This window comes from Spiroplasma endosymbiont of Tricholauxania praeusta (assembly GCF_964019535.1).
GTDB lineage: Bacteria > Bacillota_I > Bacilli_A > Mycoplasmatales > VBWQ01 > Spiroplasma_E > Spiroplasma_E ixodetis_A.
The window spans coordinates 160,676-179,170 of record NZ_OZ026450.1 but is presented as its reverse complement, the minus strand read 5'-3'; the positions used below and the strand labels follow the sequence as shown (position 1 = coordinate 179,170).

Annotated in this window: 26 protein-coding genes; 2 read left to right on the top strand and 24 right to left on the bottom strand. The window is 24.5% G+C overall.

Annotated elements, in window-relative coordinates; all coding sequences use genetic code 4:
* Window positions 1-6: 6 nt before the first annotated feature.
* The 18 genes from AACK96_RS00995 to AACK96_RS00910 form a co-directional block, all read right to left on the bottom strand.
* Window positions 7-129 (bottom strand): hypothetical protein, encoded by a 123-nt coding sequence (locus AACK96_RS00995; protein ID WP_338973392.1) that lies wholly within the window; start codon window positions 127-129, stop codon window positions 7-9.
* A gap of 4 nt (window positions 130-133) precedes the next feature.
* Window positions 134-2,020, bottom strand: a complete 1,887-nt coding sequence (locus AACK96_RS00990) for a hypothetical protein (protein ID WP_338974544.1) — start codon at window positions 2,018-2,020, stop codon at window positions 134-136.
* A 3-nt stretch (window positions 2,021-2,023) separates the two neighbouring features.
* Window positions 2,024-3,721 carry a hypothetical protein gene (locus AACK96_RS00985; RefSeq protein WP_338974062.1) on the bottom strand — a complete coding sequence of 566 codons (1,698 nt, stop codon included), beginning with the start codon at window positions 3,719-3,721 and terminating at the stop codon, window positions 2,024-2,026.
* Window positions 3,722-3,735: 14 nt separating this feature from the next.
* On the bottom strand, window positions 3,736-4,917 hold the full coding sequence (locus AACK96_RS00980) for a hypothetical protein (RefSeq protein ID WP_338973539.1): 1,182 nt from the start codon (window positions 4,915-4,917) through the stop codon (window positions 3,736-3,738).
* A gap of 18 nt (window positions 4,918-4,935) precedes the next feature.
* Window positions 4,936-5,313, bottom strand: a complete 378-nt coding sequence (locus tag AACK96_RS00975; RefSeq protein WP_338973404.1) for a hypothetical protein — start codon at window positions 5,311-5,313, stop codon at window positions 4,936-4,938.
* A 16-nt stretch (window positions 5,314-5,329) separates the two neighbouring features.
* Window positions 5,330-5,518 carry a hypothetical protein gene (locus AACK96_RS00970; protein WP_338973407.1) on the bottom strand — a complete coding sequence of 63 codons (189 nt, stop codon included), beginning with the start codon at window positions 5,516-5,518 and terminating at the stop codon, window positions 5,330-5,332.
* A 41-nt stretch (window positions 5,519-5,559) separates the two neighbouring features.
* On the bottom strand, window positions 5,560-5,718 hold the full coding sequence (locus tag AACK96_RS00965; protein ID WP_281748859.1) for a hypothetical protein: 159 nt from the start codon (window positions 5,716-5,718) through the stop codon (window positions 5,560-5,562).
* A 14-nt stretch (window positions 5,719-5,732) separates the two neighbouring features.
* Window positions 5,733-6,545, bottom strand: coding sequence for a hypothetical protein (locus AACK96_RS00960; protein ID WP_338974061.1), 813 nt, complete (start codon window positions 6,543-6,545; stop codon window positions 5,733-5,735).
* Window positions 6,532-6,726, bottom strand: coding sequence for a hypothetical protein (locus tag AACK96_RS00955; RefSeq protein WP_338974059.1), 195 nt, complete (start codon window positions 6,724-6,726; stop codon window positions 6,532-6,534). The genes AACK96_RS00960 and AACK96_RS00955 overlap by 14 nt, the downstream gene beginning before the upstream one ends.
* Window positions 6,727-6,847: 121 nt before the next feature.
* Entirely contained in the window at window positions 6,848-7,093 is a 246-nt protein-coding gene (locus tag AACK96_RS00950) for a hypothetical protein (RefSeq protein ID WP_338973415.1), read from the bottom strand.
* Complete coding sequence (locus tag AACK96_RS00945) at window positions 7,093-7,311, bottom strand: hypothetical protein (RefSeq protein WP_338974542.1); 219 nt, start codon at window positions 7,309-7,311, stop codon at window positions 7,093-7,095. The genes AACK96_RS00950 and AACK96_RS00945 overlap by 1 nt, the downstream gene beginning before the upstream one ends.
* 99 nt (window positions 7,312-7,410) lie before the next feature.
* Entirely contained in the window at window positions 7,411-7,698 is a 288-nt protein-coding gene (locus AACK96_RS00940) for a hypothetical protein (protein WP_338973525.1), read from the bottom strand.
* A complete protein-coding gene (locus AACK96_RS00935; protein WP_338973523.1) occupies window positions 7,698-7,973 on the bottom strand; it encodes a hypothetical protein in 276 nt (91 codons plus the stop codon). Before AACK96_RS00935 ends, AACK96_RS00940 begins: the two co-directional genes overlap by 1 nt.
* Window positions 7,973-8,185, bottom strand: a complete 213-nt coding sequence (locus AACK96_RS00930) for a hypothetical protein (RefSeq protein WP_338973522.1) — start codon at window positions 8,183-8,185, stop codon at window positions 7,973-7,975. The genes AACK96_RS00935 and AACK96_RS00930 overlap by 1 nt, the downstream gene beginning before the upstream one ends.
* Window positions 8,154-8,447, bottom strand: a complete 294-nt coding sequence (locus AACK96_RS00925) for a hypothetical protein (protein ID WP_338973519.1) — start codon at window positions 8,445-8,447, stop codon at window positions 8,154-8,156. The genes AACK96_RS00930 and AACK96_RS00925 overlap by 32 nt, the downstream gene beginning before the upstream one ends.
* Complete coding sequence (locus AACK96_RS00920; RefSeq protein WP_338974541.1) at window positions 8,437-8,874, bottom strand: hypothetical protein; 438 nt, start codon at window positions 8,872-8,874, stop codon at window positions 8,437-8,439. Before AACK96_RS00920 ends, AACK96_RS00925 begins: the two co-directional genes overlap by 11 nt.
* 2 nt (window positions 8,875-8,876) lie before the next feature.
* Complete coding sequence (locus tag AACK96_RS00915) at window positions 8,877-9,134, bottom strand: hypothetical protein (protein WP_338974540.1); 258 nt, start codon at window positions 9,132-9,134, stop codon at window positions 8,877-8,879.
* Between the two features lie 15 nt (window positions 9,135-9,149).
* The gene (locus AACK96_RS00910) at window positions 9,150-9,296 is read right to left on the bottom strand and encodes a hypothetical protein (protein ID WP_338973430.1); all 147 of its coding nucleotides are present in this window, start codon (window positions 9,294-9,296) and stop codon (window positions 9,150-9,152) included.
* Between the two features lie 744 nt (window positions 9,297-10,040).
* Here AACK96_RS00910 and AACK96_RS00905 point away from each other — a divergent pair.
* Complete coding sequence (locus AACK96_RS00905; protein WP_338975133.1) at window positions 10,041-11,174, top strand: DNA translocase FtsK; 1,134 nt, start codon at window positions 10,041-10,043, stop codon at window positions 11,172-11,174.
* Window positions 11,175-11,239: 65 nt separating this feature from the next.
* On the opposite strand, the gene glyA is transcribed toward AACK96_RS00905, so the two are convergent.
* Window positions 11,240-12,541: a serine hydroxymethyltransferase gene (gene glyA / locus AACK96_RS00900; RefSeq protein WP_338974537.1), complete on the bottom strand. Its 1,302-nt coding sequence runs from the start codon at window positions 12,539-12,541 to the stop codon at window positions 11,240-11,242.
* A gap of 37 nt (window positions 12,542-12,578) precedes the next feature.
* Entirely contained in the window at window positions 12,579-13,007 is a 429-nt protein-coding gene (gene rpiB / locus AACK96_RS00895) for a ribose 5-phosphate isomerase B (protein WP_422397329.1), read from the bottom strand.
* 292 nt (window positions 13,008-13,299) lie between these two features.
* Here rpiB and AACK96_RS00890 point away from each other — a divergent pair, with 292 nt between their 5' ends.
* Window positions 13,300-13,650 carry a PPC domain-containing DNA-binding protein gene (locus AACK96_RS00890; protein WP_338975132.1) on the top strand — a complete coding sequence of 117 codons (351 nt, stop codon included), beginning with the start codon at window positions 13,300-13,302 and terminating at the stop codon, window positions 13,648-13,650.
* Between the two features lie 53 nt (window positions 13,651-13,703).
* Here AACK96_RS00890 and fba read toward each other — a convergent pair whose 3' ends face one another.
* From fba to argS, 4 genes are all read right to left on the bottom strand, one after another.
* On the bottom strand, window positions 13,704-14,573 hold the full coding sequence (gene fba, locus AACK96_RS00885; protein WP_338974535.1) for a class II fructose-1,6-bisphosphate aldolase: 870 nt from the start codon (window positions 14,571-14,573) through the stop codon (window positions 13,704-13,706).
* Between the two features lie 137 nt (window positions 14,574-14,710).
* A complete protein-coding gene (locus AACK96_RS00880; protein ID WP_338974533.1) occupies window positions 14,711-16,315 on the bottom strand; it encodes a CTP synthase in 1,605 nt (534 codons plus the stop codon).
* Window positions 16,316-16,351: 36 nt separating this feature from the next.
* Window positions 16,352-16,759 (bottom strand): DNA-directed RNA polymerase subunit delta, encoded by a 408-nt coding sequence (gene rpoE, locus AACK96_RS00875; RefSeq protein WP_338961844.1) that lies wholly within the window; start codon window positions 16,757-16,759, stop codon window positions 16,352-16,354.
* Window positions 16,760-16,810: 51 nt separating this feature from the next.
* The gene (gene argS / locus AACK96_RS00870; RefSeq protein ID WP_338974531.1) at window positions 16,811-18,451 is read right to left on the bottom strand and encodes an arginine--tRNA ligase; all 1,641 of its coding nucleotides are present in this window, start codon (window positions 18,449-18,451) and stop codon (window positions 16,811-16,813) included.
* Window positions 18,452-18,495 lie beyond the last annotated feature (44 nt).

Here is an 18,495-nt window from a genome sequence, read left to right as displayed (position 1 = left end):
ACCTTTCTAAAATATTTGATTAATTTTTAATACAATTTTTACAATAATAAATATAATTAAACCAGCAGTTGCAGAAGATAATAGTACTCCAATTAAACCTAAAATAATTTTTATAATTTTAAAAAACATAATATTATTCCTGTAATTCTTCTAATTTTCATACATTACCTTTTAAATTACCTTTTCCGCTATAAATAGTAATCAATTTTGCATGTTGAACTGATAAAATTACTATATTAGCACTATCATTAAAGGTTTGTATTTGTACACCATCAATTTTTTTATCAGTTATAATAAATTCTTGTATAGTATAAACTGGATTATATATACTTCAAGAATAATAAACTCTATAATGTTTATTAACTATAAAATCATAAGTAATTTGTCAATTATCTCATTTATTTTTTTCTCTTGTTCCTACTTCTTTTCAATTTGAACGACTTGGACTTGGTGTTGGAGGAATATCTTTTAATTCATTAATAGCACCGGCAATAGTTTTATCAGTAGTTTCTAAATTAGGAATTTCAGTACTAATAGTATTGATAGAAAAAACATATTTAAAATGGTCTTTATCCATTTTATCTTCTATTTTTTTATCTACTTCTTCTTTTTTATAATAATCAGATAAATCAGTTTTACCACCAATAGCACTAATAGTATTAGTTACTTCATCAATTTTAATATTTTCGCCAGTAGTTAATTTATTTTGCTTTTTATCTAATAAATTATTAGTTTCTATTTTTGTATAATAATCACGTTCAGTACTTTCTTCTGCTATAAATTCAGTTGGCGTATCTATTCCTTGATATTGATATATTTCTTTTATATCACCAATTAAATTAATTTTTCCACGTTCAGGATAAGAATTACCTCCACCCCTAAATTTTTTATTTCTATTGTCATAGTAAATAGTTCCAATATTTAAAATATTTTTATTTGAGATTTGTTCATTATAAGTCATGGAATCAACATTTAACAATTCAAATTCATTAAAAACATTATTTAAATAAATTTTAATTACTTTATAAAATTTCATAAAGTCATTTTCTGTTGAATATTGATAACTGATTTTAATAAAATATCATTTAAATGTTTCTATATTATTATTTTCAACTTTTTTTCATAGGGGACTAGTTTCGATATTAAATCAATTATTTTTAACATCATTAATATTTTCGTTTGCTTTAATTAATTCAGTATTTAATTTTGTAATTTCATTTTCATTAGTAGTAATTCGTTTTTGTTGTTTAGCAGAAAAATCACAAGTTGGTGCATGTGTATAATCACCAATTTGTGGATTATTTTGTAATGCTTCGGGTGGTAATGTACCAATTTCATCAGGTCAATCTAAAATCATTGTTTCAGATTCTTTATCATAATCTGTTGCAACATAACCTTTATTTATAAATTTTGTAACAGGACCTCTATATATTTCATTTTCATTATCATCAACTAAATCATCATACAATTTCATTTGTTTTGATAATGTAAATTCTTTTTGTTCTTTAATTAATTTATCAATTTGATTTCTAGTATAAAATGCTTTTAAGTCAATTTTTTCAATATCTATTTCATCATCATTATAACTTGAAAATATTTGTTTTAATTCTGTTAATCTTGCTCATATTTTCATTCTACTAGGTGCTAAATCTCAAACATTAATTGTAGGAGTACTATTTGCACTAAATTGAGTACCATTATTAAATTGAATAGTAGCATCAACATTAAATTCAATTGGTGTACGATTAAATACTCAATGTTCAACCATTACATAAACCATATCTCTTAATGTTTCTTTAATTAATTCATCTTTAAAACTATCAAAAGGAAATTTAGATAAAATAAAATCAAGATAAGCATTAATATCATTTTGAGCACGAATAGCAAAAGTTATAAATCAATCATTAACATTAGGTCATGTTTGTATGTATTGCTGTGGCGTTTCTGTAATTTTTCCAGTTAATGGATATCAGTTATTATAATTTTCTAAACTGACATCAGTTCAAAGTTTATTAATCATAATTTATCATTCCTTAAAAAATGCTTTTTTATAATGTTTAGTTTTTGTTTTAGTTTTTCTATGTGCAATATGAATAACTTCTTTTTGTAATTTCTTTTTCCCTTTTTCTACAATTTGACTATATGCAAATTTTTCTAAATGATGTAATAGTCCAGTACCAAATAAAGTATTAACTGAAAATTTTAAACCAACACTTTTAAATGATTTATTAATATTTTCAATAGGATTATTAATAACATTCACTACTTTATGATAAGTTCTAATAGTTCTAAATATTTCTCTATATACTTTAAAACTATCTCTAATTACTTGTTGCACCACTGGTGGAGCAAATGCTATTGCTTTTAATCATTTATTACGATTAACACCATAACCAATGTATCAACCACTATATCAACGATATCAATGAAATGGATGTATTTGAGTAACAAAAGTTTTTGCTTTAAGAATACTATCAACAACTGTAATTGGTTTATATTTAGGATTACGATGATAAATAGTAATTGCACATTTATCTAATGACAAAGGTTGAATTTTACAACCCATAAATACTGGTGAATTTAATGGAATTAATTGTGCATGTTTAATTGCTCTTTTTTCTGCACTAGTAAATAAATCAGTTGCTTTTTCTTTTAATTTATTAATTTTTTCAAATGCTTGTTTTTCTAACTTTTCAAATTTTTCTTGTAATTTATATATACTTTCTCTTATTTTTTCAAAATATGGTGTATCTTTTCAAAATTTATTTAAACCTTTTTTTAAATAAAATCTAATATCAAAATATTTAAAAGTTTGATTTGCTTTTAAAACAAGTTGATGAATAATATTATTTTTAAAATTAAATTTAATAGAATTAGCACGAATTTTTTGTAAATCTAAAATTAAAGTTTTTCCATATCTATTTTCTGTATGTATTGTATGAACTAAATTTAATCAATCATGCTGATTCATAGATAATACTTTTTTTAAATCAGTATTAAATTTTTTTAAAAAGTTATTTGCTTTTTCAATATCTTTAATTTTAAATTTAGGAGTTAATTGTGGACTTAGTTTTATTAATGTATTTTGTAATAATAAGTAATCTTTTAACTCTTGTGCTTCTAATTTTTGAAAATTATTTTTATATTGTCTTTCAGCAACATAACCTAAATCTCGTAATACTGTTTCACGATTAGGAGTAAAACTATAATTCATTAAATAACGTTTATTACCAATAATTTTATCTGTTAAAATTTCTTTTCCACTTACTTGACTAATAATTTCTTGTAAATTTTTTGCTTCTTTAATTCCCACTTGTTCTAATGTTTTAGTTTTTTGTGCTAGTTTAATAAATTTACTTGTACGATAACCACGACTAATTTTATTAAGTCCAGCAAATGCAGGAAGTATATTAAAGAAAGTATTTAATTTTGTTACATTTCCTTTTAAATAATCATAAACTTGATTAATAGTAAAATCAGTTAAAAACTCTACACCAACAGCACTAATACTAGCAACTAAATCACTTGCACCTAATCCAAGGGCTACACTTTCACTTAATCCACCAGTAAAAGGAGCAAGTGCTACTGCTATAACTTGTACACCAATCATTTCTAAAATTTCTCATCAAAAACTTTTATTTTCTTGTTGGTTACTTGTTCTAGTATGTTTTGGTTTATTTATGTTTAAAAGTATTGCTGTACTAGTTGTACCAATTGGCATGATATTAATTTCCTTTATTTAAGAGTTATTTTAATTGGATTTGTTGTTCCTTTATAATTTAAATCATTAACATTTGCAGTAATAGTTATATATAAGTCACCCGCTTTTTGTTTTTGATTACTTACATTAGTTTTTCCTTGTGCATCACTAAAATATTTAATAGTTGGATTTGTTAAATTTGGATTTAATGATTTAAGTTCATTAGTACTTTTTATTTGTGTATTTAATTCACTATTATTGTTATTAACATTTGCAGTAATATCAGTTGTTAAACTTGTAATCTTAGTTTTTAAATCATTTTTATCATTATTAACAATTGCACATAACATTCAGCGTGAAGTTGTTTCTTCATCTGTTATATAGGGTATTGATTCACCAGTTACTTCTCCACCAACTAAATATCTTCTTCCAACTTTACCATCAGCAATATCTTGAACATATACAACTGTATTTTGTAACATATATCTTTTCATTGCTCTTGGTGTTGCTAAAACAAAAGACATAATTTTAGTTTCATTATTATCAGTAAATGTCATATAATCATCCATTACAATTTGACATAGTACACCTTTAATATATAAATCATTTCCATTTAATCTTAATTGTTGTGCAATCTGATTATCAGTAATTAAACCTTTATTATTAGCTAAATAAACAATATTATCATAAAGATTATTAGTAATAAAAAAACGACAATTATTACTATTTCTTAATTGAAATAAAGTATTTCAAGCATCTAACATTGATTTTAAGTATCCTACTGGTGATTTATCAGTAATATCTACTTTAGTTGCATATTTTGCAATTACATTTGTATCATTATTTGCTAAATAATCTGCTAAGTCATTAGCAACTTCATATTGCATTGTATTTAATAAATTTTGTCCATTTTCAGCATTTAAATCAACATTAGCAATTATTTCACCTGCAACTGCTTCTTCTTTAATTTCTTTTAAAATTTTAATAGTTTCAGCATAACTAACATCTAATCCTTTACTTTTATCATTTCATTTTAATACTTTAATTTCTGAATTTTTTGGTTTTTTAACTATAAATTCAATTTTGGTTGAATTAACCATTTCGATAGGAAAAAAACTTGCTCATGGTGAATTTGATTGTTTATAAAATTCTATAAACTCTGGTGCTTCTACTAATTTTTCGGTATTATCTAAATTTTTATTGAATTGTATTGCCATTTTTTGATTTCCTTTCTGTTATAAATTATTATTTTTTTTATAATCCAATAATGTACTTTTTATTGAATTTTGTTGATTTGTTATTATTGTTTGTGGTTTGCCACCTGTATTAATTGTTTCTTTAAATACTGGTTGTTCTTTAATCATTTTTTTAATACTTTCTTCAATTTTTGAATTTTCTATATTACTTGTTTTAAATTTTAAAAACTCATAAAATTCCGTTTTAACTTGATATTTTTTAAATATATTAATCATTTCTTTTTCTTTAATTTCTTGATTAAGTTTATTTAACTTATTTTCTGCTTCATTAACTTTATTTTCTATTTCTTGTGAAGAAGCATTATTTTCAGTTAAAGGTTCAGTTGTTTGTTGAACATTATTTTCATTTTCTAACATTTACATCACCACTTTTTTATTTATTTTCTTTATTAATCTTTTCATTTAATTTTGCTAATTTTTTTTGATGTTTTATAATTTTATTATTTGCTCTAACATGTTTTGGAGTTGTGATAAATCTTTTTAATAAAACAATAATTTCTCTGCAAATTAATATTCCAACACTTGTTCCAATAATTATTAATTCATGTAAAAATTCTTTCATTTCAATATTTTCCTTTCAACTATTTATTTTTTTATTTTTGATTATTCATCAAATTCACCTTTAATAATTCTTTCAATCATACATTTTGCATCCATTAAAAGATTTGCAATTAAACGTTCATTCAGTCGTATGTCTTCTAAATCTTTTTCATGTTGTTTTAATTTATCATCATAATATTGAATTAATTTTTCTTTATTCATACTTTTCACCTCCTTTATAAACTCATGTGATTGTAATCTCAATTTAATGAAGCATTATCAGTATTTAATGGTACTTCGCTTAGATTATCACTACCATATTGACTAGTTGTTTCACTATTAATTGTGAATCTATTATCATTAATTAATCTTGCAGTTTCATTATTAAATGATGTTTCTTGCATTTCTTCAATATGATTAGTTGTTTCCATTGGTAGTAAATTATGGATTATTTCACTTGCACCAGCAATTATGGTAGGTACTGCATAAGCATTATTAAAATCATTATTAATACCCATAGCAACACCACTTGATATTAAACATCCACCAGTTGCCATATTACAAATCTTTCTTATTGTTTCAAATTTATTAGGTATTAACTCAGTTAATCCACTAATAAGATTTGATATACCATAAGCATTTAAACTAATATATGTATCTCAATCCATTAATGACTGATTTTCTTGTTTATTTAATAGTAATCATGGAGGACCCTCAGTTGTAGTTGTAGTAGTTATTGGCATTGGTGTTGTTGGAATAATTGGAGTAATATTATTCTTTGTTCATTTACTATAATTTGCTAATCCAATTGTTCCTAAACCTAATAAGATTTTTTTAGAACTATTAATTAATTTAGTTTTAGTATTTGGTCTTTGATTTAAATTTCAAATATCTAAACCTAATTTTTTACCAAATAATAAACTATTAATTGAACCTAATATTGGATTTGCAATTACTTGACCATAATAAGCACTTGTACCAATCATTGCACAAATTGGATTTATACCAGTTCTAATTAATTTGGTTAAAGTATAATTATTTGTTTCCATTTTTTTCTCCTTTTATTTGTAATAATTTTTCTAAAACATAATGATTTTTATCAAATTCTCTAATCAATCATTTTTTTGTTTCTGACTGATTATTAGTACAAAGAATTAATCTTTCTATCATATAAATTAATTCTTTTTTATCTGCTCTATCAAAAATTACTTTTAAAATTTCATCTAACATAATTTATTCTCCTTTATTTGCTTTTAACATTTCTCTTACAATATCTAATAAAGTATTTACTTGATAATCATATAATTCAAATTCATGAATTCTAATTTTAATTTTTTCCTTCTGCATTTATTTATTCTCCTTTAATTTCTAATTTTTTAATTGTTACTTTAATTCAACCTTGATAAACATCATTATCACCAACTATTAATGCAACATTACTTTCGGGGTCAGAAACAATTATGTGTTTGGATTTAACATTTGGGTATTGTCTTAAAATAATTGCTCTAATATCATTACTTGTATGAATTGCTTTTGGAAATGGTGATAATATTTCAATTTCATCTTTATTTTCAAACAAAGTAGGTAATATTATCATTAATTATTCTCCTTATTTTCAACTTTAATCATATGTTCTTCACAAAAATATCTTATTTGAACATTATCTTTATCTAATTTTGTTGGTAAATTAGTACAATTAGTTATATGTTTACCAACTTCATTAACTTCACTAAAACAACATGGTATTGGTTCTTTAAAACAATTTTGACAATTTGGTCAATTATAATTTTCTTTACAATTTTTACAAATTTTCATAATTATTTCTCCTTATTATTTTTTGGATGTTGAAATTGAACAGCTTTACAATTATCACATCTAAATACTAATTCAATACTCACATCTTCATGTTCACATTTATTCATTATCAAAGTAACCTTTTTCTAAATATTCAATTATTAATTCCATATCTAATGTGTCATGTTCAATTAAATATTCAATTATTTTTTCTTTATTAATACAATTTTTATGTCTTGAATTATTAATTTCATCAACTTTATTTCTATGTTCTTTACAATATACTCTTCCATATTCATCAAATTGCTCTTCTGTCATATTTTCACATTGTATTTGTTCAAAATGTTCATCATGTGGTGGTATTAAACTAGTAAATTTAGTAGTTTGTGAAAATGTACATCTATTCATTAATTATTCTCCTTATTTTTAATTTGATTAGCAATTTCAAGTTTTTCTTGTTCCAATTTATCTTTTATTATTTGATTTTTTCTAATTATTTCTTGTTCTAATGAATAAATATGTTCTGACATTTTATTTATTATTAAATTTATATAATGTATTTCTTCTTCAATATTATTAAATGCAAGAGTTCCTATTTTAATTTTTAAATTTTCTAATACTTTTTCCTTCTCTTTTTTTATTACTAAATCAGTCATTTGTTTTGGATTTTGATTAAAATTCATTATATTTTTTCTCCTTTTTGTAAAATATCTTTTATTATTTCTAATTCAGTCATTCTAATTTCATTTGTTTTAATAAAATTTTGCAATCTTTCAATTTCTTTTGTATATTTATTAATATTTTCTTTATGCTGCTTAATTCTGTCATTAATATATTCTAATGGTGTATTTTTAATCATTTTTTTACTCTTTTCATTTTTTAAATCATTTAACATTGATTGAACAAAATGCACGATTTTTAGGAATATTTAAAGTATTAAAAAATTGACCAGTTACAATAATTTCATCGTTTTTGTTTAATAAAATACATCGTCTATAAAATTTTGGGTTATTAAAAATTAAAGTAACATAATTTAATCCATTTCATTGACCACGAACACTATAATATAATTCCTTATTACCTTTTTCGTAATATTTTGCTTCAATAGTGTTACTCAGTTTTACTTTTAATTTGACATAATTTGCTTTATCTTTCATTTTTATAATTCCTTAAATAGTATTGAATATGCTTATAAGCATCTTGTTCATGTTTTGTTAATTTTATATTTCCTTTATAATTTTCTATTTTAGTTTTATTTTTTGGTTCACTTTCTAAATAATCTCAATTCATAACATCTTCTACTAATACCATTAATGCACCAATAATCTTAGGTGTTGCTAATGGATTAGTTAATAATTGTTTTGAGCTTAAAAAGAAATTTTCTACAATAACTAATATTTTTTGATTAATAAATTGTTTTTTAATTAATTTAAAATATTCTTTATATATATTTTTACTTTCTAAAACTGTTTTAATTTTGAATGTTTCATTAAAAGTAATATTATTAGTTTCATTTGAATATATAACAATTCCATTATTACCAATTCCTGCTGGGTCAATACCAATAATTAATTCATATTGCATAATTAATCAAATTCTTGATTATTGATTTTTTTAATTAATGAATAATATATTGAATCATTACTTGCACTTCTATATCCATCATTTTCAATTTTATTTTCTAAATATTTAATTAATTTTTCTTTATATTCATTAATTATTTCTTTTTTAAATTTTTCTCTTAATTTTTCTTTATTAATTCAAAAATCATATTCAGTTTTACATTTACCATCATGATTAATAAAAAGTTTACAATCATCTATTGTACAGTTTGTTTTATCCATATTTATACCTCCTACTTAACTTATTTTTAAAATACAGTCATAACAAATTGCTTTACCATTTTTGTCTCTTAAAAATTTTTTTCTTGTTTTAATATCACTAGTAGTAAAGAATAAATAATATAATTGTTTTTGTTTACATGTTCAGCAAAAATAATTTTTCATTTAATATTCCTTTTCTAATATGTTCTGTTGCTTCTAGCATAAAGAACATATATTTTGATTTTTAGATTATTAATAATACTACTATTCGTTTTATTCATTCCATGAAAACTGGGCTCAAAAATAAATTGTGAAATTTTAAAAAGAAATCGAGGCATTCGATTCAATATTTATTTAATTTGCGTTTAACAAATTAATACTTTAATTGAACCGGCACCGCTCAATTTTTTTTACAAGTTTGAAATTTATTTTCTCGCCCAAAAAAAATTTTCAAAAAAAAATAAAAAATAAAACCAACACTTGCTCACTGGGGGGTGGCAAGGTTGGTTAAATAAAGAATAGAATTAATACAATAGGTCCCTACAACAGGTCTATATATACTAGTTTCCAATTCGCTCCCACCCCAAGAATTACCATTAATGGTTAGTATATTTTATTAGGTATCACTCCACTTTTTATTTATCCATGCAAGTCCACATGTTCTAGCTACTATTTTTAACAACTGTGTTGTAGTTCACTTTTTTAGTTCCCTAACACGTGTTGATAATAGCGTTAAAGAGGGTTATTAATTATTAACTTTCTCCTACTTGGTCACTGCGTGTAGTAGATATTTAAAGGATGTTAATAATAAAAAATTTTAAAATTTTACAATTACAAAAAAAGACAAGATTTTTATTCTCGTCTTTTGTCATTTATTTTTAATTTAAGGGTTTAAAAAAGAAAGGAGCTATTTTTAAAACTTTTTAGTTATCGACATCTTCGACACGCTCCCAAAAAATTAATCAGTTATTTAAACAATTTTCTGTTCAAGGAAAAGTAAATGATTTTACTATTGGTACAACAGTAACAAAATACGAGGTTTCAATCACTTCAGGAATGAAAATTAACAAAATTACTAACTTAGAAGAAGAACTAAAACTAGTTTTAGCAAATAATAATATTAGAATCGAAGCACCAATAGCTGGTAAATCAATGATTGGAATTGAAGTTAGTAATAAAAATATTGTTCCAATTAATATGCAAGAACAATTTGAAAATATAAGCGAAAAATATAAAAATAAAAAATTATTAATTAGTATTGGTAGAAATACTACTGGTGATTACATCTTTCATTCATTAAAAGAAATGCCCCACTTATTAATTGCTGGTAGTACTGGTTCAGGAAAATCCGTTTTTATTAATGATTTACTAATTTCTTTGCTCTTACAATACAAACCTCATGAAATAAAACTAATATTAATCGATCCTAAATGAGTAGAATTAGCAATTTATAATGATATCCCACATTTAATTATTCCAGTAATTAATGAAGCAAACAAAACACCAGCAGCATTACAAGTAGTAATTTTAGAAATGATGCGTCGATACCAACTATTTGCAAAAAATGGAAATCGTGATATTGAAAGTTATAATAAAAAAATAAGTCAAGAAATTGATAAATTACCTTATTATATTATTGTTATTGATGAATTAGCAGATTTAATGGTACAAGCAAGCAAGCAAATTGAAGAAGGAATCATGCGAATTACACAAATGGGTCGAGCGGCAGGAATTCATTTAGTAATAGCAACACAAAGACCATCAGTAGATGTAATTACTGGCGTAATTAAAAATAATATTCCAGCAAGAATTGCTTTTAAAGTTGCATCTTGAATTGATTCAAAAACAATCCTTGATACTGCTGGAGCAGAAAAATTATTAGGTAAAGGCGATATGTTATTTTTAGCTCCAGGACAAAATAATATCAATCGCTTACAAGCACCATGAATTAGTGATGAAGATGTTTCGGAATTAATAAAGTTTATTAAAGAACAATCTTCGGTTAAATATGATAATAATTTTATTGAAAAAATAAAAGAAATTAAAGATTCAAAAAAATAAAATAAGTTTTCTGTTAATTAACAGAAAACTTATTTTCATATTCCAAATGTAAAATAATTATTTTATTATTGAGGTAATTTTATATCTTCATAAATGGGAAATTTATTTAAAAGTATATCAACTTTTTTTCTTAATTCATGTAAACCATCATCATTAATACCCTTAGGTAATTTTCAAGCACTAATAATAATCTTTCCTAATTCAATAAACTGCTCTTCTTTAAAACCTCTCGTTGTCATTGCTGGACTACCAAAACGAACACCACTAGTAATAACAGCTGGTAAAGGATCAAAGGGAACACCATTCTTATTAGCAACAATATTAATCTTTTCTAAAATATCAACAGCTTCTTTACCATTTAAACCGTTAATATTAGTAACATTAACAGTTAATAAATGATTATCAGTTCCACCCGCCACTACATGAAATTTTGCATCAAGAAAAGTTTTTGCTAATGCTTGCGCATTTTTAATTACTTGCATTTGATAAGTTTTAAATTCTGGTGTTAATGCTTCATAAAAAGCTTGTGCTTTTGCTGCAATAATATGTTCCAATGGTCCACCTTGATTACCAGGAAATACCGCACTATCAATTTTCTTTTTTAATTCTTCAGTGCAAAGAATAGCACCACCACGTGGTCCTCTTAATGTTTTATGAGTTGTTGTTGTTGTAATATCAGCATAACAAATAGGATTTTGATGTAATCCAGCAGCAATTAATCCAGCAATATGCGCCATATCAACCATTAAATATGCTCCAACAGTATCAGCAATTTTACGAAACTTTGATCAATCAATAAGTCTTGAATAAGCACTAGCTCCTGCTACAATAATTTTTGGTTTACATTCTTTAGCAATTTTTAAAATTTCATCATAATCTAAATATTCATCCTTTTTACTTACACCATAATTAACACCGTGATAAATTTTACCAGAAAAATTAATTTTATAACCATGAGTTAAATGACCACCGGCATCAAGTTCCATACCAAGAATAGTATCACCTGGACGTAATATAGCAGCATATGCTTCAGCATTAGCTTGACTACCAGAATGAGGTTGTACATTAGCATGAAAATTACCTTTTTTACATTGACCTGGTTTATGACTACAATTAAATAATTGTTTAAAACGCTCTATTGCCAAATTTTCAATTTTATCAACATTTTCGCAACCATTATAATATCTTCTGCCCGGATAACCTTCTGCATACTTATTAGTTAATATTGTTCCAGCGAGTGTAAGTACAGCTGGTGATACATAGTTTTCTGAAGCTATTAATTCAATATCATTTTGTTGACGTTGTCATTCATCTTTCACAATTTTTTTTAATTCTGGGTCAAGACCTTTATTAAAAGATTTATCCATTTTTAAACATCCTCTCTTTAATAATTTAATAGTAAAATTATTTTAGTTTTGCAACTCTTAATTGATGTCTTTTTTCATCACTTGTTTTAGTATTTAAAAATAATTTCACAAGTTCTACTGCTTTATAATCAGAAATAATTCTAGCACCTAGTGCTAAAACATTAGCCTCATTATGAAGTCTTGCCAATCTTACTGTTTCTTCCTCATAGCAAAGAGCACAACGAACACCATTAATACGATTGGTAGCAATACTAATACCAATACCAGTACCACAAATTACAATACCAAAATCTGCTTTTTTACTAACAATAGCATTTGCAACATTAAAACCAAAATTAGGATAATCAACAGGTTCACTGCTATTTGTTCCTAAATCTAAAATTTGATAGCCTTCTGTATGTAAAAATTTAATAATTGGTTGTTTAAATTCATAAGCGGTATGATCATTACCAATAGCAATTACTAAACCATTAGTTTTCAACTTTATCACTTCCTTAGTTTAAATATTAGTTTTATTATACCTATTAATTTTAAAATTAATATATTTTCTTTTTAAAATAATTTTTATTACAAAAAGAAAAATATTTTTTTCCTATAATAATCAATTTTAATCATTATTGCTATTAATAAATATGTTAAAATACTGCTAAAAGAAAGGTGAGATTCTTATTATGAAAATTAAAAAAATGATCGGAAATAAGTATGCATTAATTATTGAAAAAGATGAAATGATTATTAAAACTTTAGAGTAATTTGCTATTAAAGAAAACATAGGAATGGCACAATTCCAAATGATTGGTGCTATTACTAATGTCACTTTAGGCTACATTCCTAAAAAAAGTACTGATTATGTAAAAAAAACTTTTCTTGAACAATATGAATTGTTATCAACAATTGGAACAATCATTTGAGATGAAAAAGATAGAAATAAACCAATTATTCATTGTCATACTACTTTTGGTGATGATAATTTTAACGTAATTGGTGGTCATATGTTAGACGCGAAAGTTGCTATTAAGGCCGAAGTAATAATTGATATTTTAAGTAATGAAAAAATATCACAAGTTATTGATAATAAAAGTAATTTTCATATTTGAAATTTATCTTAATTTAAGGAAAATTATTTAAAAATGGTCATATTAGTAATAATATGACCATTTTTTTAAGATTTTCCTAATGAACCAAATTCTGTTAATAATTCTTTAGCTTTAAGTTTAATTGCTTCCATTCCTGGATTAAAAATTTTTCTAGGATCAAACCCTTTATCTTCATTAAGTTTTCCTTCCGTAACATATTTTTCAATAGCTGCGGCGAATACTTCTTGTAATTCAGTATTAACATTAATTTTACTAATTCCTAAATTAATAGCTTTTTTAACCTGATCTTTTGGAATTCCAGAACCACCATGTAATACCATTGGCTTATTTGAAGCTACTGATAAATTTTTTAACACATCAAAATTTAAACCATCTCAATTTTTAGGATACTTTCCATGAATATTATTTATTCCGGCTGCTAAAAAGTCAATTCCTAAAGCTGCTAATGATTTACAATCTTCCTCACTAGCAATCTCACCACTACCAATAACTCCATCTTCTTCACCACCAATAGTACCTGCTTCTGCTTCAACAGATGCATTTTTTTTCTTAGCATAAGTAACTACTTCTTTGGTACCTTTTATATTTTCATTAAAATCTAAATGAGAACCATCAAACATAACTGAACTAAAACCAGCATCTAATGCTTTCTTACAAGAATCTACTGATTGACCATGATCTAAATGTAATGCTACTGGAATAGTAATATTTAAATCATTCAATAACGCTAAAGTCATACTAACAACTGTGTTAAATCCACCCATGTATTTAATAGCACCTTCTGAAACACCTAAAATAACAGATGATTTAGTTTCTTGTGCAACTTCAAGAATAGATCTTGTTCATTCTAAATTATTAATATTAAAGTGAGCAACGGCATATTTACCTGCTTTTGCTTTATCAATCATATTTTTTGCACTAACAAATTTATTCATTTCTTTTCCTTCTTTCTTAAAATATTATAACCTTATATTATATATTTTCATAAAAAATCTAGTTGCATATATATTTTGAGAATATACAATTCATAAAAATTATAACAATTTTAAAATTAAATTTTCTTACTTAATCATTATTTTTTAATAATACTTTTAATTAATCCTAAAAATAAAGGATTTGGTTTATTAATTCTTGATGTGAATTCAGGATGAAACTGACTTGCAATAAAGAATGGATGTACTTCTTTTGGCAACTCAATCACTTCTACCAAATCTTCTTTATTATATATACCACTAAAAATTAATCCATTTTTTGCAAGTAATGTTTTATAACTATTATTAAATTCATAACGATGACGATGACGTTCAATAATAATAGTTTGTTTATAAAGAGATTTTGCTAATGAATCATTAATTAAAGTGGTTGGATAATTACCCAATCTTAAAGTTCCCCCAATTTGATCATTTTTATTTTTACCACGTAATAAATCAAAAATAGGATTTTTAGTTTTTTCATTAAATTCAGTAGAATTAGCATCTTGTAAATTACATACATTACGAGCATATTCAATACAAGCTAACTGCATACCTAAACATAATCCCAAGAAAGGAACTTTATTAACTCGAGTATAATTAATTGCATTGATTTTGCCTTTAACACCACGATTACCAAAGCCACCAGGAACAATTATTGCTTGGAAAGGGGAAAGCATAGAATTAATGTTTTTACTATCTAAACTTTCGGCGTTAATAATTTTATAATTAACTTTAGTATTAAGACTATAACCTGCAATTTTCAATGATTCAATTACTGATAAGTAAGCATCACTTAAATTCGAATACTTTGCCACAATACCAACAGTAACTTCTTGATTAATATTATCTAACTTTTTAACAATTGCATGTCATTCTGACATATCTGGTTTAGTTTTATTTAACTTTAATAATTCTGAAACTACTTCATCAATTTTTTGTTGTTCTAAAGATAATGGCACTTTATAAATATTATCACAATCAGGAATTGCTAAAACATGACTGCGTTTAATATTACAAAATAAAGATAATTTATCAAAAATATGATCAGGTGGCATAGTTTCACTACGACAAACCAAAATATCAGGTTGAATACCTAATGATAATATTTCTTTTACTGAATGTTGACTGGGTTTCGTTTTAAATTCACCAACCGAATGTAAATAAGGAATTAATGTAGTGTGAATAACAATAACATTTTCATGACCTTTTTCGTTTTTAACTTGTCTAATGGCTTCAATAAAAGCTAATGATTCAATATCACCAACTGTTCCACCAATTTCGGTAATAATAACATCAGCCTTACTATTAATTGCGGAATTAAAAATATGTTTTTTAATTTCATCAGTAACATGAGGTACAACTTGTACAGTTTTCCCTTCATAAAAACCATCACGTTCCTTTTTTAAAACAGTTTGGTATACTTTTCCGGCAGTAATATTGGAATCTCTAGTCAGATTTTCATCAATAAAACGTTCATAATGACCTAAATCTAAATCAGTTTCAGCACCATCACTAGTTACATATACTTCACCGTGTTGATAAGGACTCATAGTACCTGGGTCAACATTAATATAAGGGTCAAATTTTTGCATAAAAATCTTAATATTTTTTTGCTTTAATATACGCCCAAGCGATGCTGCTGTAATTCCTTTACCTAAAGATGATACAACACCACCAGTAATAAATATATACTTTGAATTCATTAGTTTTCTCCTAAATATTAATTAATAATATCATTATTATTCATCATCATAACTATCTTCTAATGGTTTAATACTAATGGTATCTAAATCATCATCTTCATCTTCTACGTCTTCACTTAAATCTATAGTTTCATCATTATCTGTAACTGTTTCAGTACTATCAATTTCGTCTTTTGTATTACTTGGAATTTCTACTCTTGTCATATGTTCTTTAATTTCCTCTAATGAGACTTCATTACGTGGATATCAAAGTTTATCATTTTTTAAGAAAAAATTGGTATTTAAAATAATTCCAGTATAAAGTTCACCAGCAATTTTTTCTTCATCTTCTTTAGAAATATTACATTGTTTTTTAACATGTGTTCAAATTTCATTAAAACTGCTTTTTTTCTTTTTGCATAAAAAACTATATGCTACTTCTACTAATGTTTGTTTGTTTTGCATTTCTTAATCACCTTCTAAATTGTATATTATAAATAATAAAAAATATATTTTTTACATCTTTTTAGGCGCATCCACACCAATTAAATTTAAAGCATTGGCCATTATTTGTTTTATTGCTAAAACTAATGTTAATCGTTGAATTGTTAATTGTTGATCTTCACTAATAACTTTATGTTTATTATAATAAGAATGAAATAACTTAGCTAATTTCTGAATATAATTTGTAAGTAAATGCGGTTGATGCTGTTTTTCAATTTTTTGCAAAATAATTATATATTCATCTAATGTAATCAATAATTCTTTTTCCTTTTGTTCTGTTAATAAATTAATACTATTTGCAATTTCAAATTTTGGATAATTCTCTATAATTTGATTTATACGTGCATGAACATATTGTGCATAATAAACAGGATTTTCGTTAGATTGTTGTTTAGCAAGTGCTAAATCAATATCAAGATGTGATTCAACTGATCTTGATACTAAAAAATAACGTAAAGCATCCTTTCCAATTAAATCTATCATATGTCTTAAAGTTATTGATGTTCCTGCTCTTTTTGACATTTTTTGTTCTTTGCCATTATCAATAACCTTTACCATTTGCATACATAAAATATCAAGTTTAGTGGCATCATTATTAAGCATATATAATCCTGCTTTAATTCGTGGAACATAGCCATAATGATCTGCTCCTCAAATATTAATTAACACATCACTACGTTGAAATTTAATATGATGATAAGCTAAGTCAGGAAGCATATATGTATAAGTTTTGTCTTTCTTAACAATTACACGATCTTTATCATCTTCAAATAAAGTAGTTTTTAAAAAAATAGCACCATCAAGTTGATAAGTATTGCCTTGCATTTCAAATTGTTTGATTAAATTAGAAATAATATTTTCTTTATATAAAAATGATTCAGAAAATCAAATATTAATTTTAACTTTAAATTTTTTTAAATCTTTTTTAATTTCTGAAAGCATATAATTAATACCAAATTCTTTAAAAATTAAAGAAGAGGTTTCATCAAAAGGTTTATTTGCAAATTTATTACCATTTAATTTCAAAAATGATTGTGCAGCAGTTAAAATTTCAGAACCACGATAACTTTCTTTTGGTAATTCAACAGCATTACCACAAAGATTTTGATAATTTATGAAAATTGAATTGGCCAAAACATTAATTTGATTACCAGCATCATTAATATAGTATTCTCTAACTATATTATATCCTCTATGTTCTAATATATTAGCTAAACTATCACCAATAGCCGCATTTCTTGCATGTCCTAAATGTAAAAGTCCGGTTGGATTGGCACTAATAAATTCAATATTATAAGTAATATTTTTTTTATTAGATTGACCATATAATGATTTCTCATTAATAATTTTCATTAATAACAAACTAAATACTTCAACATTAATATTAATATTAATAAAACCAGGAGTAATATAATCAATTTTTTTAATTAATGGGTGTTTCTGATGAATATTTTTAACTATAATTTCAGCAATGTCTAATGGTTTTTGCTTATAATTTTTTGCTAATATCATTGCTATTGATGTAGAATAATCACCTAAGTCATTATTTTTATTAATTTCAATAACAACTTGATTCAATTCTATTTCATAATTTGCAAATGCTACTGCATCAAGAATAATAGTAGTGAGTTCATTAATAACATAACTGTCCACAGTTCAGACCCCTTTCAATATCTAAAATATTATACTCATAAATT